The sequence below is a fragment of the Streptomyces termitum genome, assembly GCF_014650175.1.
Lineage (GTDB): Bacteria > Actinomycetota > Actinomycetes > Streptomycetales > Streptomycetaceae > Streptomyces > Streptomyces termitum.
Map to the genome: position 1 here is coordinate 350,111 of NZ_BMUL01000002.1, position 25,388 is coordinate 375,498.

The following is a 25,388-nucleotide window of genomic DNA, read 5'->3' on the forward strand; positions in this document are numbered from 1 at the left end:
CAAGGTCGGTGCGCAAGCGGTTTCCAGCGACCCATGGCCGATGAAAGCATCGCCAGAACGTTTCGAAAGTTCGACAACGTTCAGCCATCGCGCGGACGCGCGTGGAGCGGCCAGGGGGATGGGTGACGGGGTTCGTACTTCTGCGCGTCAGGGCGCACCGGCTGCTGCTCGGCGCCGCGCTGCTCGCCGTCGTCCTGACCACGACGGTCCTCGCGACCCTGGCCGGCTTCTCCGGCTCCATCGGGGACGCGGCGCTCCAGGCCGTCCTGCGTGACCGCTCCGCGGCCGCCTCGACCCTGCTCGTCTCCGGGCAGGTGCCGGCCGACCACCGGGCCTCCGCCGACGCCGCCGTGCGGGCGAGCGCCAAGCGCGCCTTCGACGGACTGCCCGCCACCGTGCGGCGGCTGGAGAGCTCGGGGCCGTACGCGCTGCCGCGTTCGCTCCAGCCGCCCGCGGCCCGCGCCGGGGACCCGGACCTGACCCACTTCGCGGCTCTCGACCGCTCCCGGCTCACCCTGGTGAAGGGCGCCTGGCCGTCGGCCGCGCGGACCGGCGGCATCGTCGAGTCGGCGCTGCCCGAGGAGGCCGCGAAGCGGCTGAAGACCGGCCCCGGCGCCGTCCTCGAACTCACCGACCGGCTCACCGACAAGCGGATGAGGACCCGGATCACCGGCGTCTACCGGCCGGCCGACACCACCGACCCGTACTGGCTGCTCGACCCGGCCGGCGGCCGGGGCGTGCGGACCGTCTCCTTCACCACCTACGGCCCGCTGCTCGCCGACCCGGCCGTCCTCTCCTCCGGCACGCTCGCCCTCGGCGAGACCGCCTGGCTCGGCTCCGCCGACTTCTCCCGCCTCGACACCGGCGGCATCGCGTCGCTGCGGACCGCCGCGGCCGCCGAGCCGGAGAAGCTGATCGGCGACAGCGCCGCCTTCGGCACCACGGTCAGCGCGGGCACCGGCCTGCCGACCGTCCTGGAGCAGACCGAGCGCGCGCTCGCCGTCTCCCGCTCCACCCTCCTCATCGTCGCCGTGCAGCTCGTCATGCTCGCCGCCTACGCGCTGCTCCTGGTGGCCCGGCTGCTGAGCACCGAGCGCTCCGGCGAGACCGCGCTGCTGCGGGCCCGCGGCGGTTCCCGGCGGAGGATCGCCGGCCTGGCGACCGCCGAGGCGCTGCTGCTCGCGCTGCCCGCCGCGCTGCTCGCCCCGCTCCTCGCCGGGCCGCTGACCCGGCTGTTCGCCGAGCGGTCCGCGCTGTCCTCGCTGGGGGTCCGGCTGGACACCTCGCCGTCGGCGGCGGTCTGGCTGGTCTCCACGGCGGTGGCGCTGGCCTGCGCGGCGGCGGTCGTCGCCCCGGCGCTGGCCGCCCGGGACGGGGACGCCGTCTCGCTGCGCAAGACCCGGGGCGGCACCCTGCCGTGGCCGGTGCGGGCGGGCGCCGACGTGGCGCTGCTGCTGATCGCGGGCATCGCGCTCTGGCAGCTCCAGCGGCAGCCGGAGGCGGTCGCGGACGGCGCCTCGGTCGATCCGGTGCTCGTCGCGGCCCCCGCGCTCGCGCTGCTCGCCGGCACCGTCCTGACGCTGCGCCTGCTGCCGCCCGCCGCGAAGCTGGCCGAGCGGCGCGCGGCCGGCGGACGGGGCCTGTCGGCCGCGCTGGCCGGCTGGCAGTTCAGCCGCCGTCCGCTGCGCGGCGCGGGCCCGGTGCTGCTGCTGGTCCTGGCGGTGGCGATGGGCATGCTGGCGATCGGGCAGAGCCGCTCGTGGGAGCGGTCGCAGCACGACCAGGCCGATTTCCGGGCCGGTGCCGAGGTGCGGGTGCTGGGCGTCGGTCCCGGCGACCCGACCCGCACCGGGCGGCTCGCCGCCGTGCCGGGGGTCCGCGAGGCCGCCCCGGTCTTCCGCACCACCATGGACGTGGCGGGCCGCAACACGACCGTGCTCGCCGCCGCCACCGAGCGGCTGGCCGCCGGGATGCTGGTCCGCGAGGACCTGGCCGGCGGTTCCGCCGCCGGGCTGCTGGGGCCGCTGGCGCCGAAGGGCGGCGCCCGGCCCGGTTTCGCGGTTCCCGGGGACAGCGCGTCGCTCGTGGTCGACCTGCGGTCGCAGGCGCCGCGCGGCACCTCCGACGCGCGCGTCACCTTCGCCCTGGAGGACGCGTACGGCGTGCCGTACCTGCGTCCGATGGGCAGCCTGCCGCCCGACGGCCGCACCCACCGGTTCTCACTCGACCTGGCCGGGCTGGCCTCGGAGAAGAACCGCACGGTCGACGGCTTCGTCCTCACCGGCATCGAGATCGACGCCGAGTTCACCGAGGGCAACGACCGGGCGCAGAGCCTGCGCGTCGACGCCCTCGGCACGACCGGGAAGGACGGGGCGCTGCGCACCGTCGACCCGGCGCGCACCCTGGACCGCTGGACCGCCGTGGGCGAGCAGTCGCAGGAGCCCGACCCGGCGCCGCTGACCGGCGCCGCCGGCACCCCGGCGGCGGGCGGCACGGGGACCCCGTACGCGGTCCCGTACCGCCTGAAGGGCGCCTTCACCGGCGATCCGTTCACCTCGCCGCTCTTCGAGACCTACGCGGTGCGGCTGATGGCGCCGCTGGAGAAGCAGCCCGCGCGGCTGCCGGCGATCGCCTCCGAGGCGTTCATGACGGCCTCGAAGGCCAAGCAGGGCGACGCCGTCCAGCTGTCGCTCAACGGCCGGATGCTCGACGTGGTCATCACGCGGGTCGTGCCGGAGCTGCCGACGACCGGCGCCGCGGGCCGGACCACGGACGCGGAGGCGGCCGGCGGCCTTCCGGAGGACGGCGGCGGCGTGCTCGTCGACCTGACGACCGTCAACCGCTTCCTCGCCGTGGACGACCCGATGGCCCCGGTGGCGCCCACCGAGTGGTGGCTGGCCGTGGAGCCGGGGCAGGCGGGCGCGGTCGCGAAGGCGCTGCGCGAGGCCCCCGACCGGGAGCCGGGCCAGTTCGTCGTCCGCGACGAGATCACCGCCGACCTGCTCGGCGACCCGCTGGGCGCGGGCCCCAACACGGCCCTGATGGCGGTGGCCGCCGCCGCCGCGGCGCTGGCCGCCGTCGGCTTCGCGGTCGGCTCGGCCGGTTCGGTACGGGAGCGGTCCGCCGAGTTCGCGGTGCTGCGGGCCCTCGGCGCGCCGCGCCGCCGGCTCGCCCGGCTGCTCGCCGCCGAGCAGGGCGTCCTGATCGCCGTCGGCCTGCTGGTCGGCGTCGCCCTCGGCACCCTGCTGGCCCGGGTGGTCGTCCCGCTCGTGGTGCTCACGGGCCGGGCCACCCGCCCGGTCCCCGAGGTCCTGGTCGAACTCCCCGCCGGTCAGGTGGCCCTGCTGCTCGCCGGCGTGGCCGCCCTGCCCCTCGCGGTCGTCGCGGCCATCGCCCTGCGCCGCAACGACCCGGCGGTGACCCTGCGCCACCAGGGAGACAACTGATGTCCGACGCCCCTGACGAGGAGTCCCGCCCGATGCAGTCCGCAGGCGAGTCCCCCGCCCCCCGGCCCGCCCCGGCGGCGCCGGCCACCCCGGCGCCGGCCCCGGACGGCTCCGGCACGGCGCCCGCGCGGATCGTCGCGCCCTGGGTGCGGACCCGGCTGCGGGCCGCGCCCGGCGCGGCGGCCGGCCTCGCCCTGCTGGTCTTCGTCACCTCGCTGCTGGCCGCCGCGCTGCCGCGCGCCATGGACGCGTACGAGACGGAGGGGATACGGCACGCGCTCCGCACCGCCCCCGCCCACGTCGCCGTGGTGGACATCTCCTCCCCGCTGGACGTCGCGCAGAAGCCGGCCGGGCTGTACGGCCCCGACCTGGGGAAGCGGCAGGAGGAGCTGCGCAGGCTGCTGCCCCCGCCGCTGCTCACCGTCCCGGAGCAGAGCGCGTACGGCATCCGGACCACGCAGCGGCTCCTGGCGTCCGACGCGTGGCTGCCCCAGCCGGACCACCTGCTGCCCGCCTTCACCCTCGCCTCGCCCTCCGACCTCGGCCGGCACGCGGTGCTGCGCGCGGGCCGGCTGCCCGCCGGCGAGCCGGAGGAGCCCGAGGCGGCGGTGAGCGCGGAGACCGCGAAGGCCCTGAACATCAAGGTCGGCTCGGTCGTCCACGTGCCCGGCATCTCCGGCTCCCCGGTCGGCTTCACCGTCACCGGCATCGTCGAGCCGCGCGAGCCCGGGAAGTCGTACTGGTCGGTGGACCCGGTGCTGCGGTCCCCGATGATCAAGACGATCCTGGCCCCGGACGGCAGTGCCTACCGGCAGTGGCAGGGCGCGCTCCTGGTCTCCCCGGACTCGGCGCCCGGCCTCACCGCCACCACCGGCCTGCCGGAGACCTACTGGCTCTTCCCGCCGACCGGCGACCGCCTCACCGCGCGGGACATCGAGCCGCTGGCCGGCGCCCTGGACTCGACCGCCGGCGGTCCGGTCCTGCTGAAGATCCGCGAGAGCGTCGGCGAGAACGGCCGGATGGCCACCGGGCTCGACGACGTCGTCGCCGCCACCGTCTCCACCCGTGACGCGATCTCCCCGGTCGTCGCCGTCGCCGTCTTCGGCATCGGCGCGGTCGCGGTCGTCGTCATCGCCATGACCGGCGGGCTGTTCCTCAGCCGCCGCGAGGTCGAGCTGACCCTGCTGCGGGCCCGCGGCGCCTCGCTGCCCGGCCTGGGCGGCCGGCTGCTCGGCGAGACGGTCGCGGTCGTCGCCCCGGCGGCCCTGCTCGGCCTGGCGGCCGCGGTGGCGCTGGTCCGCGGGCCGAAGACGCCCGGCGCGTCCGCGCTGCTCGGCTCCGCGCCGCTGCTGCCGTCCGTCCTCGCCGCCCTCCTGGTGGCGCTGGTCGCGGCCCTCGTGCTGCCGGTCCGGGCGATGCTGCGGCACCGCAGGCCGCGGCTGCACGGGGCCCGCGAGGACATGGTGGACGCCAAGCCGTCCCGCCGCCGCACCGTCGTCGAGCTGACCCTGCTCGTCCTGGCGGCGGGCGCGATCGGCTCGCTGCGGCTGCGCGGCACCTCCGACTCCGGGGACCACCTGGTCAGCGCCGCGCCGGTGCTGGTCGGGGTGATCGCCGCCTTCGTGCTGGTCCGCGTCCAGCCGCTGCCGCTGCGCTGGCTGGCCCGTCCGGCCCGCCGGATGCGCGGCGCCGTCGGCCCGCTGGCCATCGCCCGCGCCGCCCGCTCCTCGGCCACCGGGGTGCTGCCGCTGCTGGCGCTCGTCCTCGCGCTGACCACGGCGGCGTTCGGCGGCTCGGTCCTGGCGGGCGTCGCCGACGCCCGCGACCGGGTGGCGCTGCTCGCCATCGGCGCCGACGCCCGGATCGAGGGCAGCTCGGAGGGCGTCCCGCTGCCCGACGGCCTCGCCGAGGCGGTCGGCGGCGTGAAGGGCGTCCGGCAGGCGCTGCCCCTCCAGGTCGAGTACGGGCTGGCGCTGCCGTCCCCGAACCCGGCCGACCAGCCGATGAGCGCCCCGCTCGTCGCCGTCGAGCCGACCGCCTACGCCCGGCTCGCCCGGCGCGGCGACATCGGGGCCTTCCCGGCGGGGCTGCTCGCCTCCATCGGGAAGGGCGGTCCCGAGGCGGTCGGCGACACCGACCGGGTGCTGCCCGCGATCGCGTCGCCGAAGGTCGCCGCGCGCCTGGGCGACCAGCCGATGCTGGTGAACGCGGCGGCCGGCGCCTTCCGGGTGAAGGTGGTCGCGGTGCGGACCGCGACCCCGGCCGTGCACGGCGCCGAGTTCCTCGTCGTCAACGCCGCCGACGTCACCAACCGGCGGCAGACCGTCCTCCTGGTGGACGGCGCGGCCGACGGGAAGGCGCTGCGGGCCGCCGTCACGGCGAAGACCCGGGACTTCGCCGTGACGCTGCGGGCCGAGCAGCGGGGCACGTACGTGGACTCGCCGCTCCAGTCCGGCGCCGAGCGGCTCTACTCGGCGGCGATCGGCGCGGGCGCGGCCTACGCGATCGTGGCCGTGCTGCTGTCCCTGACGCAGAGCGGACCGGAGCGGGCGACGCTGCTGTCCCGGCTGCGGACGATGGGCCTGACCCGGCGGCAGGGCCGGCGTCTGCTCGGCCTCGAAGCGCTGCCGCCCGCGGTCTTCGCCGCGCTCGGCGGGGCGCTGGCCGGCTGGGCGACGGTGCCGCTGCTCGCGCCCGGCGTCGACCTCCAGCGGCTGGCGCTGCCCACGGCGGAGAACAGCGCGGCCCTGACCGGGGTGGCGCTGCGGCCCGACCTGGGTTCGCTGGTGGTGCCGGCGGTGGCCGTGGTCGTCCTGACCGCGGTGGCGGCGGGCGTACAGGCGTGGTGGACGGGCCGGAAGAGCTCGGTGAAGGAACTCAGGGCAGGAGACGCACGATGACGACGACCGACACCACTCTGGAGGAGCTGGAGCGGCGGGCGAACGCGCACCGCGACCGGCCCTCGTACGGCCACGACGCGCTGATCGCCTGCGACCGCCTGGTGCGGATCTTCACCACCGACGGGGTGGAGGTGCAGGCGCTCCAGGGCCTCGACCTGCTGGTGAAGGAGGGCGAGCTGATGGCCCTGGTCGGGGCCTCCGGCTCGGGCAAGTCGACCCTGATGAACATCCTGGCCGGTCTGGACGTGCCCACCGCGGGCGCGGCCCGGGTGGCGGGCTGCGACCTGCTGGCGATGACCGGCAAGGACCGGCTGCGCTACCGGCGGGAGGTCGTCGGCTTCGTCTGGCAGCAGACCGCCCGCAACCTCCTCCCCTATCTGACGGCCGCGCAGAACGTGGCGCTGCCGATGCAGTTGGCGGGGAGCCGGAAGAAGAAGGCGGAGCGGGTCGAGGAGCTGCTGACGATGATGGACCTGGCGCACTGCCGGGACCGGCGTCCGCACCAGCTCTCCGGCGGTCAGCAGCAGCGGGTCGCGATCGCCGTGGCGCTGGCCAACGATCCGTCGGTGCTGCTCGCCGACGAGCCGACCGGCGAGCTGGACTCGGCCACCGGCGAGCAGGTCTTCGCCGCCTTCCGCCGGGCCAACGAGGAGCTGGGCACGTCGATCGTGATCGTCACCCACGACCAGGCGGTGGCGAGTGAGGTCCGCCGCACGGTCGCGATCCGCGACGGCCGCACCTCCTCGGAGGTGCTGCGCCGCACGGAGGTGGACGCGGAGGGCCAGGAGTCGGTGGTGGCGCGGGAGTACGCGATGCTCGACCGCGCGGGCCGGCTCCAGCTCCCGGCGGACTACACGCAGGCCCTGGGCATGGAGCACCGGGTGGCCCTGGAGCTGGAGCAGGACCACATCGGGGTGTGGCCGGACGACCTGGAGCCCCGGACCGACGGGAGCTGATCCCCTCCCGGTGGCGCGAACGCCGTGGTCCCGGCCGGGACCACGGCGTTCTGCCGTCTCCCGGCTCCGCTCAGCGCGCCGGGGCGACGCTCAGGCCGGTGGGGGCGGTGCGCAGGGCGACGGAGCCGTACGGGGTGCGCAGCCGGAGCCACGGTCCGGCGGCCAGCAGCGCGACCGGGACCTCCCCCGGGGGCAGGAAGCCCAGCGACTGGGCGGCGTGCACGGCCCGCAGCGGCAGGCCGGTGGTGCCGAGGAGGCGGGACCAGATCTCGCGGCCGAGGCGGTCGCGCTCGGCGCGGGTGCGCCGTTCCTCGGGCAGGTCGCCGTCCCGGCGCCGGAACTCGGCGACGGCGGCGGCGACCGCCCCGCGCAGGGCGGGGGCGCCGGGCAGGCCGGGCACGGGGGTCCAGCCGCCGCGCGGCGGCAGGACGCCGGCCCAGGGCGGGCCGGTGACGGCGGCGGGGACGGCCGCCTTGCCGGCGTCCTCCTCGACGCCGTCGAGGAGTTCCCCGGCGGAGACGGTGGCGTCGAGGTCGACGGGGTCCGCCAGCCGGGCCGTCCGGATCGCGAGGACCTCGAAGGACGGCGGGCGGCCGAAGACCGCGAGGGCGCCGGCGCCCGCCTGGAGGCGGACGGCGGCGGCCCGGTCGTAGTGCACGAGCCGGGTCAGGAAGGCGGCGAGGGCCGCCGCCTCCCTGGGGTCGGCGAAGTGCAGCGGGGCGAGCACGGTCATGCGCCGGCCGTCATCCCGTCGTCGACGTACTCCTGGAGGAAGTGCCGCTCCTCCTCGGTGATCCGGCGCGGGCGCTGGGCCTCCAGGTCGAAGGGCACGACGACCGTGGAGGCCCGGACGTAGGTGACGTCCGGGTCCTTGATCTCGTACGCGATCGTCAGCGAGGCCGCGCCGATCTTCGTCACCCAGGACTCCACGGTCACCGGCTCGTGCCGGTGGACCAGCGGGCGCAGGTAGTCGATCTCGTGGCGCGCCACGACGGACCCGCCGGAGAAGGACGGGCTGCCGTCCCCCGGCGCCAGCCGGAACATGAAGTCGATCCGCGCCTCCTCCAGGTAGCGGAGGAAGACGACGTTGTTGACGTGCCCGAAGGCGTCCATGTCCGACCAGCGGAGGGGACAGCTGTAGAGGTGCCTCGCCACGACCGGTCAGCCCCGGGTGAGCTTCTTGTGGGTGGCGCGGTGCGGACGCGTGGCGTCCGGGCCGAGCCGCTCGACCTTGTTCTTCTCGTACGACTCGAAGTTGCCCTCGAACCAGAACCACTTGGAGTCGCCCTCGTACGCCAGGATGTGCGTGGCGACCCGGTCGAGGAACCAGCGGTCGTGGGAGACGACCACGGCGCAGCCGGGGAAGTCGAGGAGCGCGTTCTCCAGGGAGGACAGGGTCTCGACGTCGAGGTCGTTGGTGGGCTCGTCGAGGAGCAGCAGGTTGCCGCCCTGCTTGAGGGTGAGCGCCAGGTTGAGGCGGTTGCGCTCGCCGCCGGAGAGGACGCCGGCCGGCTTCTGCTGGTCCGGGCCCTTGAAGCCGAAGGCGGAGACGTAGGCGCGGGACGGCATCTCGACCTGGCCGACGTTGATGTAGTCCAGCTCGTCCGAGACGACGGCCCAGAGGGTCTTCTTCGGGTCGATGTTGGAGCGGCCCTGGTCGACGTAGGAGATCTTGACCGTGTCACCGATCTTGATCTCGCCGGCGTCGGGGGTCTCCAGGCCCTGGATCATCTTGAACAGCGTGGTCTTGCCGGCGCCGTTCGGGCCGATGATGCCGACGATGCCGTTGCGGGGCAGGGTGAAGGAGAGGTCGTCGATGAGGACCTTCTCGCCGAACGCCTTCGAGAGGTTGTTGACCTCGACGACGACGGAGCCCAGGCGCGGGCCCGGCGGGATCTGGATCTCCTCGAAGTCCAGCTTCCGCATCTTCTCGGCCTCGGCGGCCATCTCCTCGTAGCGGGCGAGGCGGGCCTTGGACTTGGCCTGGCGCCCCTTGGCGTTCGACCGCACCCACTCGAGCTCTTCCTTGAGGCGCTTGGCGCGCTTCTCGTCCTTCTTGCCCTCGACCTTGAGGCGCTCGGCCTTCTTCTGGAGGTAGGTCGAGTAGTTGCCCTCGTACGGGTGGGCGCGGCCGCGGTCGAGCTCCAGGATCCACTCGGCCACGTTGTCGAGGAAGTACCGGTCGTGGGTGATGGCCACGACGGTGCCCTTGTACTTGGCGAGGTGCTGCTCCAGCCAGTTCACCGACTCGGCGTCGAGGTGGTTGGTGGGCTCGTCGAGGAGCAGCAGGTCGGGGGCCTCCAGGAGGAGCTTGCAGAGCGCGACGCGGCGCTTCTCGCCACCGGAGAGGTTCTCGACCGGCCAGTCGCCGGGCGGGCAGCCCAGGGCGTCCATGGCCTGCTCCAGCTGGGCGTCCAGGTCCCACGCCTCGGCGTGGTCCAGGTCCTCCTGGAGCTTGCCCATCTCCTCCATGAGCGCGTCCGTGTAGTTCGTGGCCATCTCCTCGGCGATGGCGTTGAACCGGTCGAGCTTGCCCTTGATCTCCGCGACGCCGTCCTCGACGTTCTGCAGGACGGTCTTGGACTCGTCGAGCTTCGGCTCCTGCATGAGGATGCCGACCGAGTAGCCCGGGGAGAGGAAGGCGTCGCCGTTGGACGGCTGCTCCAGACCGGCCATGATCTTCAGAACGGTGGACTTACCGGCGCCGTTCGGGCCGACCACACCGATCTTCGCACCGGGCAGGAAGCTCAGCGTCACGTCATCGAGGATGACCTTGTCGCCGTGCGCCTTGCGCGTCTTGCGCATCGTGTAGATGTACTCAGCCAAAGGAAACCGTCCGGCAAAGAGTGAGTGGGCAGATACACCCATCTTGCCGCACCGGGCCCCTCAGGCGGAAACCAGTACCCCGCGCGCGGGGTGCCGGGGGCGGGCGTGCGACGGCCCCCGGACGCGGGTGCGTCCGGGGGCCGTCGGGGGTCACGGGGCGGATCGGCCCCGTGACGTGGCGCTTCCGGCCGTCACCGGCCGGGTGGCCCCGGTCACCGGCCGGAGCCGGGGGCCGGGGTCGGCGACCGGGGTCAGTGACCGGCGGTCTTCTTGCGGCGGAGGAAGAACACCGCGCCGCCGCCGAGGACGACGAGCGCGACGGCGATGCCGGCGATCATCGGGGTGGCGTTGGAGCTGCCGGTCTCGGCCAGGTCACCGCCGGTGGTGCCGGTGGAACCGGTGGAGGCGTCCGTGCTGGCGCTGGGGGCCGGGGTGCCGGTGGAGGGGGACTCCGAGGGGGTGCCGGGGGTGCTGGTCGACGGCTCCGGGCTCGGGGCGGTCTTGCAGTCCAGGACGCCCTTGAAGTTCTCGGAGAAGCCGTTCGGACCGGTGATGGTGAAGTCGTACGCCTCGTCCTCGCCGACCGGGAGGGAGATCGTCTTCGTCTCGCCGGCGGCGACCGTGTGCGAGGTGCCCTTCAGGTCGAAGGTCCAGGGCTCGTCGCCCTTGTTGGAGGCGATGATCTCCAGGGCGCCCTTGGCGCAGTCCTTCGCGACCGTGACGGCCGGGATGGCGCCGGTCTTCGCCCAGGCCGCACCGGCCTTGGCGGTGACGGTGGAGGCGCTGGAACCGGCCAGGATGAGGGTCTGGGACGGGCCGTCGACGGAGACGAAGGCGCGGCCCAGGGGGACCTCGGTGGTGATCGAGGCGGTCACCTCGGCGGTGCCGTCGGCGGTGCCGGCGGGCACGTCGAGGAACAGCTTGCTGCCGTCACCGGCGGTGGTGACGGGGGCGCCCTTGTCGTCGACGACCTTGACGCCCGCGGGCGCGCCGGGCGCGAGGGAGATCGCGGCGCCGTCCTTCTTGCTGCTGGAGACGGTGATCGGGCCGAGCTTCTCGCCGGACTTGCCGTTGACCGAGCTGGGCGAGAGGGAGAGCGACGCGGTGGGCTCCTCCAGCTTGACCGCCTTCTCCAGGAGGTAGTCGGTCAGCTTCTTGGCGTCCTTGTCGACCGGGGTCGCCTCGACGCCGTCGGAAAGGGTCCAGATCGCGGCCTGGGTGCCGGCGGCGGCGTCGCCCTTGGTGAGCTGGGCGCCGATCTTGGAGTTCAGGTCCGCGAGCTTCTGCTCCGGGTAGCCGTTCTCCAGGATCCAGAGGATCTTTCCGGCGTTCGGGTTGTTGTGCAGCGAGGACTGGTCCCAGCCGACTTCCTTGTACCGGTACTCGGTCTTGGCCAGCGTGTACAGGTCGATGCAGTAGGTGAACAGGTTCCCCCCGCCGTCGACCCGCATCGTGAAGAGACCGCCGGTCTCCGTGAAGGTGTCGCCGTCCTTCTCGGTGATCGTGATGCGGCCGGCCTCATTGGTCAGGCCGCCGAGCTTGGCGGTGGCACCGCCGTCGGCGAAGGCCGTACCCGCGGTGGCTATCGAGGCGGACGCGACGAGACCGGTGACCAGCGTCGCGGCGGCGAGGCGTGCAGCGGCCCGCCGACGAACTGAAAACATGGATTTCCCCTCCAGGCGAGCCGCTCCGCGAAAGTGGTCGTTTCGCGTGGGGGGAGCGCCCGCCAGCAGACTCATTGACTCGATGCTCGATGGGCTCACGTGCCTCATGAGTATTCGGGAATCCTAGGGAGGCGGAGGGGCCCGGTCCCCGGTCATGCGGTGAGATAACCATTCCGTCTCGTAATCGTTATACCCCCGGCGAGTTGGTCGACAAATCCCCACAACGCGTGGTCAGGGAGCGGTTACCAGCTGGTGTGCGGCGGCCGTCCAGGGGTCCTCGACGGCTTCGGAAACGCCCCTTCCTCCCCTGACGCCCCTTCCGTCCCTCCTCTTACCCGCCGCCCCACCGGTCCCGCTCGTGTCCCCGCCCGCTCCCCCCGTCCTCGCCTCGTGGCCCGTCAGCTCCCCGCCCCCGCCGCCCGGTTCCGTCCCCCGTCCCGCCCCCGGCCCCGGTTCCGCCCCCGGCTCCGCACCCGCGCCCGCCCTCGGTTCGGCCCGGACCGTCCGGCGGAAGGCGGAGGTGCCGCGCGTCAGGTCGTGGCCGACGGCGAACGCGTCCACGTCGACGAAGGTCTTGCGCTGCCCGTCCCGCTCGTCCTCCCGGACCTTCAACCGTCCGTGGACCACCAGCGGTTCCCCCACGGCGACCGAGGCCGCCAGGTTGGCCCCGAGGGTCCGCCAGGCCGAGACCGTGTAGAAGCTCGTGGGCCCGTCGCTCCAGGAGGCCCGCTCGCGGTCCCACCGCCGGGCGGTCACCGCGAACCGGAAGCGGGCCACCGCCCCCGCCATCGTGTCGCGGTACTCGACCGCCGTCGCCACGTTCCCCACCAGCGTCACCATCGTGTCGTTCACGCCCGTCCCCTTTGTCTCGTCGTCCCTGGTCGTCTCTCGTTCCGCGCGCCGCCCCGCCCACCGGACCGCCCACCGGACCGTCGGGTGGTCCGCCGGGTGGCCCGTCGGGTGGCCCGTCGGCCCGTCGGCCGGTCGGCCGGGGACCCGTCGGGGGCCGTCGGCCGGTCCGTCGGGGTCCGTCGGCCGGCCCGCCCGACCCATGCTGGAGGCATCGCGAAAAGCCCGCCGGCGCCTGTGGACGACCGACGGGCTGTGGACGGGGCCGTCACCCCCGCGAGGGATCCCGGACCGGGACTCCGGCTGCTAACGCACGCGCGCGCCCGCCCGGGTGGCGCCCAGGCGCGGGGCGCCGCGCCGTCCCATGCCCGCGCCGACGATCCGTGCCGAGGGACGGGGCCCGGCGACCTTCGCGTACTGCTCGCGCACCTCCCGGTAGCGCATCAGCTCGGCCGCGACGGGGTCGAGGACCCGGGCCCGGCCGCAGGCCGCGGCGGCCTCCGCCAGCTTGCGCTCGGCCTCCTGCCCGTACCGCCGGGCCGGCCCCTTCACCGCGCTCTCGCAGGCCCATTCGACGAGCGGCCCGCCGACGATCCCGCCCAGCATGACCAGGACCGGCGGCAGCAGCCCCGGTTCGACGACGCCCACGATCTGGCCGACCAGCCACAGGGCGCCGAACAGTTGCAGGAGCGTCATCAGGACCTGGGCGAGGACCGCGGCCGGCCACCAGGCGGGGCGGGGCGGCCGGGCGGCCGGGTCGCCGAGCCCGGCGGCCAGTTCGTCCAGCGCCTCCGGCAGTCCGGCCGCGCCGCGCGCCGCCGTCTCCCGTACCGCCTGGGCCCAGGGGGCGGGCAGGCCGCGCGCGGCCTCGTCGGCCACGATCCGCACCGCCTGCTCGACCCGCTGGCGGGCGGTCAGCTCGTCCTCGACGGGGGATTCGAGGCGCGGGTCGGTGGCGCCGTGCGCGCGCAGCCGCTCGTACCAGCGATAGAGCCGCAGCCAGGGCGAGCCGCAGGCGCGGATGGCGCCGCGCCGCCAGACCCGCTCGGCGGCCTCCCCGGCGGCCTGGGCGCCGACGGCGACGGCGAGCCGGCCGGTGAACTCCTCGCGGCTCCGCTCGCCGAGGCCGGGCCGCCCGTCGGCGACGTACACCGGCCGCAGCCGGGCCGCGGCGGCGTCGATGTCGGCGGCGATGCGCCGCTCGGGGGCGGTGCGGTCCTGGACGAAGCGGGCGAGGAGTTCGCGCAGTTCGGGCACGCCCTCGCCGGTGAGGGCGGAGACCGGCAGGACGGTGGCGCCGGGCTCGCCGTGCTCGCCGAGGGCCATGCCGTCCTCGTCGAGGAGGCGGCGCAGGTCGTCGAGGACGAGTTCGGCGGCCTCGGCGCCGAGCCGGTCGATCTGGTTGAGGACGACGAAGGTGACCTCGGCGTGCCCGGCGAGCGGCCGCAGGTAGCGCTCGTGGAGGGCGGCGTCGGCGTACTTCTCCGGGTCGACGACCCAGATGACGGCGTCCACCAGGCCGAGCGCCCGGTCCACCTGGTCGCGGTGGGCGGTGACGGCGGAGTCGTGGTCGGGCAGGTCGATGAGGACGAGGGACTGGAGGGCCGCGTCGGCGGTGCCGCCCGCGAGGGGCCGCCGCCGCAGCCGTCCCGGCACGCCCAGCCGGTCCAGGAGCCCGGCGGCCCCCTCCGACCAGGTGAGGGCGAGCGGCGCGGAGGTGGTGGGGCGGCGCAGGCCGGTCTCGGAGACGGCGACCCCGGCCAGGGCGTTGAAGAGGGTGGACTTGCCGCTGCCGGTGGCGCCGGCGAGGGCGACGACGGTGTGCCGGGAGGAGAGCCGCTGGCGGGCGGCGGCCTCGTCGAGCACCCGCCCGGCCTCGTCGAGGGCCTCGCCCTCGACCCGGGTGCGGGAGAGGCCGACGAGTTCGTGGAGGGCGTCGAGCCGGTGGCGGAGCCCGCCGCCGTAACTCCCGCCGATGCTCCCCCCGATGCCGCCGTCCGCCGCCCCGGCGCCGTCGCCCCCCTCCGGCCCCACGGGCACGGCGGCGGCGATCCGCTCGGCGGCCCGCCGGGCGATCAGCCCGTCGTCCCACCGCTCGTCCGCGCGCTCGCCCCTCCCCTCGCCGTTCCGGTCACCGCTCCGGTCACCGCTCCGGTCGTCCTTCCGGTCGCGTCCGCGCCCGGTCCGTTCCGTCGTCTCGGGCACGTCACTTCTCCTTCTGGAGTACGGAGAGCGCGGCGATCAGCTCCGCCTGCGGCTCGGGGGTGACGCCGAGGGCGTCGAGGGGGGCGAGGCGCCGGTCGCGCTCGGCGTGCAGGACCCGGTCCACGAGGGTGAGGACCAGGTCGCCGCCCTGGTCGCGCAGGCGCAGCGCGGCCTGGGCGCCGAGGAGTTCGGCGAGGCGCTCGCCCGCCGGGCGGGCGCGGCGGCCGCCGAGCAGGGAGGCGGCGAGGAGGGCGGCGACGGTCCCGGCGTCGGGCAGCGCGGCCCGCGCGGCGCGGGACCCGGCGGGCTTCTCCACGTTCCGTACCTCCTCCTCCGCCAGCTCCTCCAGGACCCGCCGCCAGCGCCGGGCCTCCAGGCCGATCCGTTCGGCGATCTCCCGGTCGGCGCCGGCGGGCGCGTTCCCCAGCGCTCCGGCGGCGGGCTCGCGGCGGTGCGCCTCGCGGATCCGCTCCTCGGCGGCGGCGACGGCGCAGTGCAGGAGGGCGGCGAGGGACTCGGTGAGCGCGTCGAGGAGTTCGTCGGCCGTGCTGTCGCGCGGGTAGGCCCGCCAGCGCGCGCGGGCGTCCCCCGCGAGGACCGCGCCCTTCCCCAACTCCTTGCGCACCCGCGCGCCTTCCCCGCCGTACGCCTTCTCGACGGCCGTCCCGAGCCGTACGGCGGCGGCGTACTGGGCGGCGACGGCGCCCGCCAGCTCGGGCAGCCGGGTGTCGAGGGAGTCGATGACGCCGGAGGCGGTACGGAAGACGACCTGCTGGCGCGCGGCCGGGTCCTCGGCCCGGTGCGCGAGCCACGCCCGCAGCGCGGCCACCGCGCTCTCCGGCAGCAGCCCGCTGCCGCCCCCGGTGGACTCGGGCAGTTCGGGGATGGTGAACCTCGGTACGCCCCCGAGCCCGGCCCGCTCCAGGAGCGCCCCGAACTGCCGCGACACCTCACCGACGATCTGGTGCGGGACCCGGTCCAGGACGGTGACGAGGGTGGCGTCGTACTCCTTGGCGGTACGGAGCAGGTGCCAGGGCACGGCGTCGGCGTACCGGGAGGCGGTGGTGACCATCACCCAGATGTCGGCGGCGCACATCAACTCGGCGGCGAGCAGCCGGTTCTCGACGACGAGCGAGTCGATGTCGGGGGCGTCGAGCAGCGCGAGGCCCCGGGGCAGCGTCGCGGCGGTCTCCACCCGCAGCGCGTTCGCCTCGGCCGGTTCCTCCACCGGGTGCTCCTCGTCCGCCTGCGGTAGCCACACCCGGGTCAGCTGCGGCAGCACGCGCAGCCCGGCGAACCAGTGCTGGTCCTCCGGGTGGCACACGAGCACCGGCGTCCGCGTGGTCGGCCGCAGCACCCCCGCCTCGCTGACCCGGCGTCCGATCAGCGAGTTGACGAGCGTCGACTTCCCGGCCCCCGTCGACCCGCCCACCACCGCCAGCAGCGGCGCGTCCGGGTCCTTGAGGCGCGGCACCAGGTAGTCGTCGAGCTGCGCGAGCAGCTCGGCCCGGGTCTGCCGGGCGCGCGACGCGTCGGGAAGGGGAAGGGGAAGACGCACGGCCGCGACTCGGTCGCGCAGGGCGGAGAGTGCGTCGATCAGCTGAGGCCGTTCGTCCAAGGTCACCACATGCGAAGAATGCCCAATTTATGAGCGTTTTTGAAGCGTATGACCACCCTGCGCGCCGAAGAAGGGAGCGGGAACCTGAACCCCGGGCATAACGACTGCACAACACCCGCCGCGTGCGGCGCGAAAAGCGCTGCGCGAATCGCACCTGCCTGCGATTATCGGTTCGCTTCACCGAACCTCCACATCGTGTCACGCAGGCGAAGCAACCGGGCCAAGGCGGTCGGAGCCCTATCCTTGTCCCGGCAGCCCCACCCCACCCACCCGGGCCACCAGGCCCACGGCCACCACCGGCCCCCGTAGCTCAGCGGATAGAGCAGGTGCCTTCTAAGCACTTGGCCGCAGGTTCGAGTCCTGCCGGGGGCGCACGAGCGAGGACCCTCCTTCGGGAGGGTCTTTTTGCTGGTGGGGCAAGGGATCGGGGGCGCGATCTGTTGCCTCCGGTGGTTGTTCGGTATGGCGGTGGGGGCTTCGGGAGGGGCTCTCCGTAGGTTCGAGAGGACAAATCGGCATTCGGGTTGAAGTCGCGGTGGTGCCCGGATCATCCTTACCGTCATGCCTCTCGCCGCCGCGCTCGACGTGTCACATCTGCCCGACTACGCGCACGACTGGGCTCTGGTCGACGTCGAGACGTCCGGCCTGGTCGCCCGGCGTGACCGGATCCTCTCGATCGCGGTGCTGACCTTCGCGCCGGACGGAAGTCCGACCGGCGAGTACTCGACCCTGCTGAACCCGGGCTGCGATCCCGGTCCCGTGCACGTCCACGGTCTGACCGCGGAACGGCTGAGCGGCGCCCCGACCTTCGAGCAGGTGGCCGGGCGGATCGGCGCGCTCCTGCGGGACCGCGTCATGGTGGCGCACAACGCGCAGTTCGACTACGACTTCCTGGCCCACGAGTTCGCCCGTGCCCGGCTCCATCTTCCGGTCACCCGGCGCCTGTGCACCCTGGCCCTGAACCGGCGGGTGGAACCGCCCGCCGCCGACCTCAGCCTGGCGTCGCTGGCCGCTCACTACGGTGTGCCGCAGACCAGCGCTCATGACGCGCTGGACGACACCCGCGTCCTCGCGGGCATCCTCCGCTCCTCCCTCGCCGAAGCCGCACGGCTGGACGTGCCGTTGCCGCTGGTGCCCTGCCCTCCCCGGCAGGATCCGCGGTTCGCGCCGAGTCCGCCGAAGACTCCGTGCGCCTACCGGAATCCGGGCCGTCTGGCACCCGGCGATCAGCTCGTCCAGGGCATGAAGGTCGCCCTCACGGGTGAGACGGAGACCTCCCGGGCCGAGCTGGTGGCCCGGGCCGTCGCCGCCGGTCTGAACGTCATGTCGTCGGTCAGCCGGCACACCAGCGTGCTCGTCACCAATGACGGGGCCTCGGGTTCGGCGAAGGCGCGGCGGGCGATCGCCGAAGGCGTCACGGTCATCGACGAGCGCACGTTCCTCGGGATGCTGGACGAGGTGCGTTCCGGAACACCGCACGAGAGCCAGGATGCGAAGAAGGCTCCGGAAGCGGCGGCCCCGGCCGCACCGCCCGCTGCACCGACGCCGTCCCCCGCCACGACCGCGACCGCGGCTGTCGCTGACGTGCCGGCGCCCGGGCGGCCCGGGCCCAAGCATTCCGTCAGGCCGTTCGGCCGTCGGCGGGTCCTGGTCCTGGGCGGCACCCACGAGGAGGCGTCCGCCGCCCGGGCCAGGGTCGTCGAGCTGGGCGGGGCAGCCGCGATCAACCTCTCGGCGAGCGTCACCGACGTCGTCCTCTTCCCCGGGGGCGAACGCGACCGCCGGATGACCCGCGTCACCGCGCTGGAGCTTCCGGTCCACGCGAGCGACTGGCTCGGGGCCTCCGCCTCCGAGCCGGCCGCCGCCCTCGCCCGGGGCGGTGCGGCGGCCGATGTCCTGCCGCGCGGCGGAGTCATCGACCTCCCCGCCCCGCCCACCGCCGGCCACTGGCATGTGAGTGCCTCCTGGGCGCAACAGCCGAACTGCGAGATCGACGTCGTCGCCTTCGTCCTCGACGAGGACGGGCAGGTCTCCTGCGACGGGGACTTCGTCTTCTACAGCGCGCCGGAAAGTCCCGACGGAGCCGTCCGTCTCCTCTGCGACGGCCCGACGGAGCAGACCATCGCCGTCGACCTCGCGGCACTGCCTCCCGCCGCCCACCGGATCGCGATCGCCGCCGCCATCGACGGTGCCGCCACCTTCGGGGACATCGGGGCGGTCCAGGTGACCCTCGCGCCGGGGGTGGACGCTCCGACCACGGCTCAGGCGACCCTGGACGCCGCCACCAGCGAGCGCACCCTGCTCCTCGCCGAGGTCTACCGCCGGGGCCCGAAGTGGCGCTTCCGCGCCGTCGGCCAGGGCTACGACCACGGTCTGGAGAGCCTCGTGCGTGGATACGGCGTCGACGTGGAGTAGTTCCTCGCCACCTGCCGGATGACGGGGAGGGAGCGCCCCGGTCCGCCGGACGCGAGAGGCCACGAAGCGCCTCCGGAGGGCCGGGGTTCCGGGCGGTCGTCTCCGTCGGCCGGTCGTGGGCCCGCGACCGGCCCCATGTCCTCACGGGCTCCGCTCCGTGGTCCGGATCATCGCGGAGAGGGAGCCGCGCGTTCCCCCTCCAGGAGGTCCAGCGCCTCTTCCCAGGGGAAGGGGACCTGGTCGCCCGTTGTCGGCGGGTGGGGGCCGGAGGTGCCGAACCGGACGCCCATCGCGCGCAGTTGCTCCAGGCTGCGGACGTAGGCCGGGTGGGCGGACAGGGCGGCGTTCACGTGCGGGAGGACGGCGGTCGGGGTCCCCGTGCCGTACGCCTCGCACAGGATGGCCAGGGCGAGGGTGTCGGCGATGCCCGCCGCCCACTTGTTGACGGTGTTGAAGGTGGCGGGCGCGACGGCGATGGCGTCGGCGGGCGGGAGGGGGCGCGGCGCGTCGGGGGTGCGCCAGGCCGAGCGGACCGGGTGGCCGGTCGTCGCCTCGATCGCCTCGGGGTCGAGGAAGGCGAGGCCCTGGGGGGTGGCGATGACGCCGACGTCCCAGCCGCGTTCCCGCGCGGCGGTGATCAGCCGGTCGGTCTCGCGGGCGATGCCGGCGGCGCAGACGACGACGTACAGGAACGGCCGTGCGGTCTCTGTCATGCGGACTCCCTGGACTCTGCGGAGGGGGGACCTCCCCAGGGTGTCAGGCACCGGAGAACCGGGAGCGGGACTCCGGGACTCCGGGACTCCAAAAGCATCAGGGCATCAGGACTCCCGGGCGTCAGGACGTCAGGGCGTCAGGCCGTCGAACCGTCAGCGTGCCGGAATCAGGCGCGGAACGAGCCGTACGTACGCGATCATGCCGAGGACCTCGACCAGGGTCTGGGTGACGACCGCCGCGGCCGCGACCGCGAGGCCGTCGGGGAGGGCCAGGGCCAGGGGGAGGACGACCAGGGAGTTGCGGGTGGCGCCGGTGAAGACGATCGCCCGCGCGCCGCCCGTGTCGAGGCGGAAGAGGCGGGCGACGGCCTTGCCCGCGAAGGCCATGACCACGAGGAAGGCCGCGTAGAAGGGGACGACGGCGGCGACGTCGGTGAGGCTGTCGCCGAGTTTCGGCACCTGGGAGGCGACGACCGTGAGGAGGGTCGCGGCCATCAGCGGAACCATCGTCGTGGTCGCCGCGGCCGAGACCCGCTCGCCCGCCGGGCGGCGGGCCGCCCACGCCTGGAGCGCCCAGGCCAGGGCCAGCGGGACGGCGATGAGGAAGAGGAACGCCTCCAGGAAGGGCCGGACCTCCACCACGTCGGCCAGTTCCGCGCCCATGAAGAGGTAGAGGAGGACCGGGAGCAGCAGCATCTGCGCCACCAGGAGCAGCGGGGTGGCGGCGAGCAGGCGGCGGCTGGAGCCGCCCGCCAGGCCCGAGAAGACGATCACGTAGTCGACGCAGGGGCAGAGCAGCACCAGCAGGACGCCGAGGCGGACCGCCTGGTCGGCCGGGAGGAACGTGAACATCGCGGCCACCACGAGCGGGACGACGGCGAAGTTCACCACCAGGGCCGCCGCCAGGAACCGGCCGTCGCGCAGCGAGCGGGCCAGGTCGGCGGCCGGGACCTGGAGGAAGGTCACGAAGAGGAGGGCGCCGAGGACCGGGTTGATGGCGTGTGCGAGGCCGGGGCCGAGGTCCGGGGCGAGCCGTCCCAGCAGCCCGCCGGCCGCCATCGCCGCGAGGTAGACCGCGACCTGGTGGTCCTCCATCCGCTCGACCGGCCCCTTGCCCGCCCGCTGCTGCCCCACGCCGTTCCCCGCTCCTCGTCCCTTGCCGTCCGCGCCCCGTAATCCAACACCGCACGTCCCGCACCCGGCGCCCCGCGCGTCCCGCGCCCCGCGCCTCGTAATCCAACACCGCACGTCCCGTGTTCAGCGCGTGCCCCGTCCCGGCCCTCCGTGGAGGGGGACGGTCACACCGTCCCCGACGGGGTGTCGCGGACGCCCAGCCGGAGGTGTTCGACGTGGTAGAGGGCCTGGTCGAGGAGTTCCGCGACGTGGTTGTCATAGAGGGCGTAGACGACCGAGCGGCCCCGGCGTTCGCCGGTGACGAGGCCGAGGTTGCGGAGCAGGCGGAGCTGGTGGGAGCAGGCGGAGGGCTCCATGCCGACGGCTTCGGCGAGTTCGCCGACCGCGCAGGGGCCTTCCTGGAGCCTGGCGAGGATGTACAGGCGGGAGGGGGTGGCGAGGGCCTGGAGGGTGGCGGCGACGTCGGCGGTGCCGACGGCGTCGAGCCGCTCGCGGGGGGTGGTGCCGGTGGCGGCGTCGGTTCCGTGGCCCATGCGGCCATCATACGGACGGCGCATCACTGACACCTGAATAGCTCTTCAGGTGTTCCGGTATGGTGAAGGGGTCGATGCCGCCTGCCCGCGAAGGGTCGCTCCGCCATGCCCTCCTCCCTGGACCAGCGCCCCGCCCCGGCGGGCGACGCCCCCCGCCCGCTCCCGGCCCGCCGCCGCACCCGCGTCCTCGCGCTGCCGGAGGCCCGGTGGGCCGCCGCATCGCTCGCCCTGTTCCTTCTCGCCCTCCCGCCGTACCTGCTGGACGGGCCCGGCTGGCTGTGGGGGACCCTCTTCGCCGCCGCCTACGCGACCGGCGGCTGGGAGCCGGGCCTGGAGGGGCTGCGGGCGCTGCGGGAGCGGACCCTCGACGTGGACCTGCTGATGGTGGTCGCCGCGCTCGGCGCCGCCGCGATCGGGCAGGTCCTCGACGGCGCGCTCCTCATCGTCATCTTCGCGACCTCGGGCGCCCTGGAGGCCGTCGCGACCGCCCGTACCGAGGACTCGGTGCGCGGGCTGCTCGACCTCGCGCCCGCCACCGCCACCCGGCTGCGCGCCGACGGCTCCGAGGAGACCGTCGAGGCCGGGCTGCTCGCCGTCGGCGACACCGTGCTGGTGCGGCCCGGGGAGCGGATCGGCGCGGACGGCACGGTCGTCGGCGGGGTGAGCGAGGTGGACCAGGCCGGCATCACGGGCGAACCGCTGCCGGTGGTGCGGGAGGCGGGCGACGAGGTGTTCGCCGGGACGGTCAACGGCACCGGCGTCCTGCGCGTGCGGGTCGGCCGCGACCCGGAGGACTCGGTGATCGCCCGGATCGTGCGGATGGTCGAGGAGGCGTCCCGGACGAAGGCGCCGACCCAGCTCTTCGTGGAGAAGGTCGAGCAGCGGTACGCGCTCGGCATGGTCGCCGCCACGCTCGCCGTCTTCGCCGTGCCGCTCGCCCTCGGCGACGCGCTGGAACCGGCCCTGCTGCGGGCCATGACCTTCATGATCGTCGCCTCGCCGTGCGCGGTCGTCCTCTCCACCATGCCGCCGCTCCTCTCCGCCATCGCCAACGCGGGCCGGCACGGCGTCCTCGCCAAGTCCGCCGTCGTGATGGAGCGGCTCGGGCGGGTCGACACCGTCGCCCTCGACAAGACCGGCACCCTCACGGAGGGCACCCCCCGCCTCACCGACGTCGTCCCCCTGCCCGCCCCGTCCCCGACCGGGAAGGAAGAGGGGGTGTACGGCTCCGATCCCGACGGGCGGCCGAAAAGCGGGACCGACGGGCGGCCGGGGAGCGGGGCCGACGCCCGCCGACGGACGGGAAGCGGGAACGGCCTCGGCGCCGACCGGCGGCCGGAGAGCGGGAACGGCCCCGCCGCCGACCGGCTGCTCCGGCTCGCCGCCTCCGCCGAGCACGGCAGCGAGCATCCGCTGGCCCGCGCGATCGTCGGCGCCGCCCTCGAACGGGGCCTCGTCCTGTCCCCCGCCGACGCGTTCGCCGCCACCCCCGGGCGGGGCGTCGCCGCCACCGTCGACGGGCACCGGATCGAGGTCGGCGCCCCCGCCCGCCTGCTGCCCGACGGCGCCCACGCGGGCCCGGCGCGGGAACTGGAGGAGGCCGGGAAGACCGTGGTGGCGGTGGTCCTGGACGGGCGCCCGGCGGGTCTCCTCGCCGTCGCCGACCGGCTGCGGCCCGGTGCCGCCGGGACGGTGGCCGCGCTGACCCGGCTCACCGGCCGCGCCCCGGCCCTGCTGACCGGCGACAACGAGCGCGCGGCGCAGCACGTCGCCGAGCGGGTCGGCATCACCGACGTGCGGGCGGGGCTGCTGCCCGGCGAGAAGGCGGCGGCGGTCCGGGAGTGGGAGGCGGCGGGCCGCCGGGTCCTGGTCGTCGGCGACGGCGTCAACGACGCGCCCGCGCTGGCCGCCGCCCACTGCGGGGTGGCGATGGGCCGGACCGGTTCCGACCTCGCCCTGGAGACCGCGGACGCCGTCGTCGTCCGGGACGAACTGGCCGCCGTCCCCGCCGTCGTCGCCCTCTCCCGGGCCGCGCACCGGCTCGTCGTGCAGAACCTGGTGATCGCGGGGGCGTTCATCGCCGTCCTGGTCGCCTGGGACCTGATCGGCACGCTGCCGCTGCCGCTCGGCGTCGCCGGGCACGAGGGCTCCACGGTCCTCGTCGGCCTCAACGGCCTGCGGCTGCTCCGCGAGGCCGCCTGGCCGCGCCCCCCGTTCTCCCCGGGCCCGCGCGCGGTGACGGAAGCCCCGTGAGGGGCGGAAACCGCCCCTCCTGTCGGTGCCCCGGGCCACAATCGGGGCCATGACCACGACCGGCTCCGCCGCCCCTCCCCCGCTCACCGCCCGCGCCCTCAACCGGGCCACCCTCGCCCGGCAGGTGCTGCTCGCCCGGGAGCCGCTCGGCGTCGAGGAGGCGGTCCGGCGGGTAGTGGCGCTCCAGGCGCAGCTGCCGGGTTCGCCGTACGTGGCGCTGTGGAACCGGCTGGAGGGCTTCGACCCGGCTCTGGTCGACGCCGCCGTCGACGGCTTCCGGCTGGTCCGCTCGACGCTGATGCGGATCACCCTGCACCTGGTGCACGTCGACGACCACGGCCCGTTCCGGGTGGCGATGGAGCCGACGCTGCGCGGCAGCCGGCTGCGGGACCGGCGGTTCGCGGAGGCCGGGCTCACCCCGGAGGACGCCGACCGGCTGCTGCCGGAGCTGCTCGCCTACGCGGCCCGGCCGCGCACCGGGGCCGAGCTCCAGGCCCGGTGCGGGGAGGGCTGGGGCGGGGTGGGCCTCACCCCGGTCGCCTGGCGGCTGCTGCGCCAGTACGCGCCCCTCTGGTACGTGCCGACCGGTCCGCCCTGGTCGTACGGCTCCTCCCCCGGCTTCGTCGCCGCCGCCCCCGAGCCGGTGCCGACCGCCCCGGAGGCGGCGGCCGAGGGCCTGGAGACGCTGGCCGGCCGCTACCTGGCGGGCTTCGGGCCCGCGTCGGCGGCGGACCTGGCCCAGTTCGCGCTGGTGCAGCGCGGCCGGGCCCGTACCGCGCTCGACGCCCTCGTCCGGGCCGGGACGGCGGAGGTCCTGGCCGGTCCGGACGGCACGGTGCTGTACGACCTGCCGGGCGCCGTCCGCCCGGACGGGGAGACGCCCGCCCCGCCGCGCCTGATGGCGATGTGGGACAGCACGCTCCTCGCGTACGCGGACCGCTCCCGGATCATCCCGCCCGCCTACCGCAAGGAGGTCATACGGAACAACGGGGACTCGCTGCCCACCCTCCTCGTCGACGGGTACGTGGCCGGGGTCTGGCGGCCGGTGCCGGGCGGGATCGAGGCGTCCGCCTTCCGTCCGCTGGCGGCCGGGGAGTGGGCCGGGCTCGCGGCCGAGGCGGCGTCGCTGGGCGCGATGCTCGCCGACCGCGACCCCCGGGTGTACGGGCGCTTCGACCACTGGTGGGCGAAGGGCGTCCCGGCGGTCGAGACCCGCCTCCTTCCCTACTGACGGTCCGCCAATTCCTTCAGTGCCACGTTGAGTTCGAGGACGTTGACGCGGGGTTCGCCGATGAAGCCGAGGATCCGGCCGTCGGTGTGGGCGGCGACGAGCCGGTCGACCCGGGCGACGGCGAGGCCGTTGCGCGCGGCGACCCGGTGGACCTGGAGCCTCGCGTACTCCGGGGAGATGTGCGGGTCGAGGCCGGAGCCGGAGGAGGTGACCGCGTCGGCGGGCACGTCCTCGGGGCGCACGGTGTGTCCGGCCACCGAGTTGTCCCGGACGACGGCCGCCTTCGCGTCGGTGACCCACCCGATCAGGTCCGCGTTGTCGCCGGAGCGGTTGGTGGCGCCGGAGAGGACCAGGTCGTAGCGGGTGTTGGCGCTGTTGGTGCCCAGGCCGCGGGAGGGGCGGGGCTGGAACCAGCGGAGGTCGGGGGCGTCTCCGGCGAGGTAGGTCTGGCCGATGAGCGAGGAGCCGACGGTCCGCCCGTCCGCGTCCCGCAGCTCGGAGCCGTTCGCCCGGCCGGGGAAGGCGAGTCGGGCGATCCCGGTGACGGCGAGCGGGTAGAGGACGCCGCAGACCAGGGTCAGGACGAGGAGGGCGCGCAGGCCCGCGGCCAGCAGGCGGCCCGTGTTTCCTACGGAGTGGTTCATG

Annotated in this window: 17 protein-coding genes and 1 tRNA gene; 7 read left to right on the forward strand and 11 right to left on the reverse strand. The window is 75.1% G+C overall.

Annotated features, from left to right (window positions below; all coding sequences use genetic code 11):
- Positions 1 to 122: 122 nt before the first annotated feature.
- Genes IE219_RS04900 through IE219_RS04910 form a run of 3 tightly spaced genes read left to right on the forward strand, consistent with a single transcriptional unit; the run spans position 123 to position 7,302 of the window.
- Positions 123 to 3,446, forward strand: coding sequence for an FtsX-like permease family protein (locus IE219_RS04900; protein WP_189975264.1), 3,324 nt, complete (start codon positions 123 to 125; stop codon positions 3,444 to 3,446).
- Entirely contained in the window at positions 3,446 to 6,346 is a 2,901-nt protein-coding gene (locus IE219_RS04905) for an FtsX-like permease family protein (RefSeq protein WP_229849587.1), read from the forward strand. Before IE219_RS04900 ends, IE219_RS04905 begins: the two co-directional genes overlap by 1 nt.
- Positions 6,343 to 7,302, forward strand: a complete 960-nt coding sequence (locus IE219_RS04910; RefSeq protein ID WP_189975265.1) for an ABC transporter ATP-binding protein — start codon at positions 6,343 to 6,345, stop codon at positions 7,300 to 7,302. Before IE219_RS04905 ends, IE219_RS04910 begins: the two co-directional genes overlap by 4 nt.
- Positions 7,303 to 7,372: 70 nt before the next feature.
- On the opposite strand, the gene IE219_RS04915 is transcribed toward IE219_RS04910, so the two are convergent.
- From IE219_RS04915 to IE219_RS04945, 7 genes are all read right to left on the reverse strand, one after another.
- The gene (locus IE219_RS04915; protein ID WP_189975266.1) at positions 7,373 to 8,035 is read right to left on the reverse strand and encodes a DUF8010 domain-containing protein; all 663 of its coding nucleotides are present in this window, start codon (positions 8,033 to 8,035) and stop codon (positions 7,373 to 7,375) included.
- Positions 8,032 to 8,457, reverse strand: a complete 426-nt coding sequence (locus tag IE219_RS04920; RefSeq protein WP_189975267.1) for an acyl-CoA thioesterase — start codon at positions 8,455 to 8,457, stop codon at positions 8,032 to 8,034. The genes IE219_RS04915 and IE219_RS04920 overlap by 4 nt, the downstream gene beginning before the upstream one ends.
- A gap of 6 nt (positions 8,458 to 8,463) precedes the next feature.
- Positions 8,464 to 10,128, reverse strand: coding sequence for an energy-dependent translational throttle protein EttA (ettA, locus tag IE219_RS04925; RefSeq protein ID WP_189975268.1), 1,665 nt, complete (start codon positions 10,126 to 10,128; stop codon positions 8,464 to 8,466).
- 251 nt (positions 10,129 to 10,379) lie between these two features.
- Complete coding sequence (locus IE219_RS04930; RefSeq protein ID WP_189975269.1) at positions 10,380 to 11,792, reverse strand: Cys-Gln thioester bond-forming surface protein; 1,413 nt, start codon at positions 11,790 to 11,792, stop codon at positions 10,380 to 10,382.
- Between the two features lie 231 nt (positions 11,793 to 12,023).
- A complete protein-coding gene (locus IE219_RS31560; protein ID WP_229849588.1) occupies positions 12,024 to 12,644 on the reverse strand; it encodes a single-stranded DNA-binding protein in 621 nt (206 codons plus the stop codon).
- Between the two features lie 303 nt (positions 12,645 to 12,947).
- The gene (locus tag IE219_RS04940) at positions 12,948 to 14,846 is read right to left on the reverse strand and encodes a YfjP family GTPase (RefSeq protein ID WP_189975270.1); all 1,899 of its coding nucleotides are present in this window, start codon (positions 14,844 to 14,846) and stop codon (positions 12,948 to 12,950) included.
- A 1-nt stretch (position 14,847) separates the two neighbouring features.
- Positions 14,848 to 16,464, reverse strand: coding sequence for a dynamin family protein (locus IE219_RS04945; protein ID WP_189975271.1), 1,617 nt, complete (start codon positions 16,462 to 16,464; stop codon positions 14,848 to 14,850).
- Between the two features lie 299 nt (positions 16,465 to 16,763).
- Between IE219_RS04945 and IE219_RS04950 the strand changes: the two genes are divergently transcribed.
- Together IE219_RS04950 and IE219_RS04955 are read left to right on the forward strand one after the other, a co-directional pair.
- Positions 16,764 to 16,836 (forward strand) — tRNA-Arg (locus IE219_RS04950).
- Positions 16,837 to 17,025: 189 nt separating this feature from the next.
- Positions 17,026 to 18,879, forward strand: coding sequence for a TerD family protein (locus tag IE219_RS04955; RefSeq protein WP_189975272.1), 1,854 nt, complete (start codon positions 17,026 to 17,028; stop codon positions 18,877 to 18,879).
- Positions 18,880 to 19,046: 167 nt separating this feature from the next.
- Here IE219_RS04955 and IE219_RS04960 read toward each other — a convergent pair whose 3' ends face one another.
- The 3 genes from IE219_RS04960 to IE219_RS04970 form a co-directional block, all read right to left on the reverse strand.
- Positions 19,047 to 19,592, reverse strand: coding sequence for a flavoprotein (locus tag IE219_RS04960; RefSeq protein WP_189975273.1), 546 nt, complete (start codon positions 19,590 to 19,592; stop codon positions 19,047 to 19,049).
- 153 nt (positions 19,593 to 19,745) lie between these two features.
- Positions 19,746 to 20,687, reverse strand: a complete 942-nt coding sequence (locus tag IE219_RS04965; protein WP_189975506.1) for a bile acid:sodium symporter — start codon at positions 20,685 to 20,687, stop codon at positions 19,746 to 19,748.
- A 203-nt stretch (positions 20,688 to 20,890) separates the two neighbouring features.
- Positions 20,891 to 21,259, reverse strand: coding sequence for an ArsR/SmtB family transcription factor (locus IE219_RS04970; protein ID WP_189975274.1), 369 nt, complete (start codon positions 21,257 to 21,259; stop codon positions 20,891 to 20,893).
- Positions 21,260 to 21,364: 105 nt separating this feature from the next.
- On the opposite strand from IE219_RS04970, the gene IE219_RS04975 reads away from it, so the two are divergent.
- Positions 21,365 to 23,512 carry an HAD-IC family P-type ATPase gene (locus IE219_RS04975; RefSeq protein ID WP_189975275.1) on the forward strand — a complete coding sequence of 716 codons (2,148 nt, stop codon included), beginning with the start codon at positions 21,365 to 21,367 and terminating at the stop codon, positions 23,510 to 23,512.
- A 49-nt stretch (positions 23,513 to 23,561) separates the two neighbouring features.
- Complete coding sequence (locus IE219_RS04980; RefSeq protein ID WP_189975276.1) at positions 23,562 to 24,743, forward strand: winged helix DNA-binding domain-containing protein; 1,182 nt, start codon at positions 23,562 to 23,564, stop codon at positions 24,741 to 24,743.
- Here IE219_RS04980 and IE219_RS04985 read toward each other — a convergent pair.
- On the reverse strand, positions 24,737 to 25,387 hold the full coding sequence (locus IE219_RS04985) for a potassium-transporting ATPase subunit C (RefSeq protein WP_189975277.1): 651 nt from the start codon (positions 25,385 to 25,387) through the stop codon (positions 24,737 to 24,739). The genes IE219_RS04980 and IE219_RS04985 overlap by 7 nt on opposite strands.
- Position 25,388 lies beyond the last annotated feature (1 nt).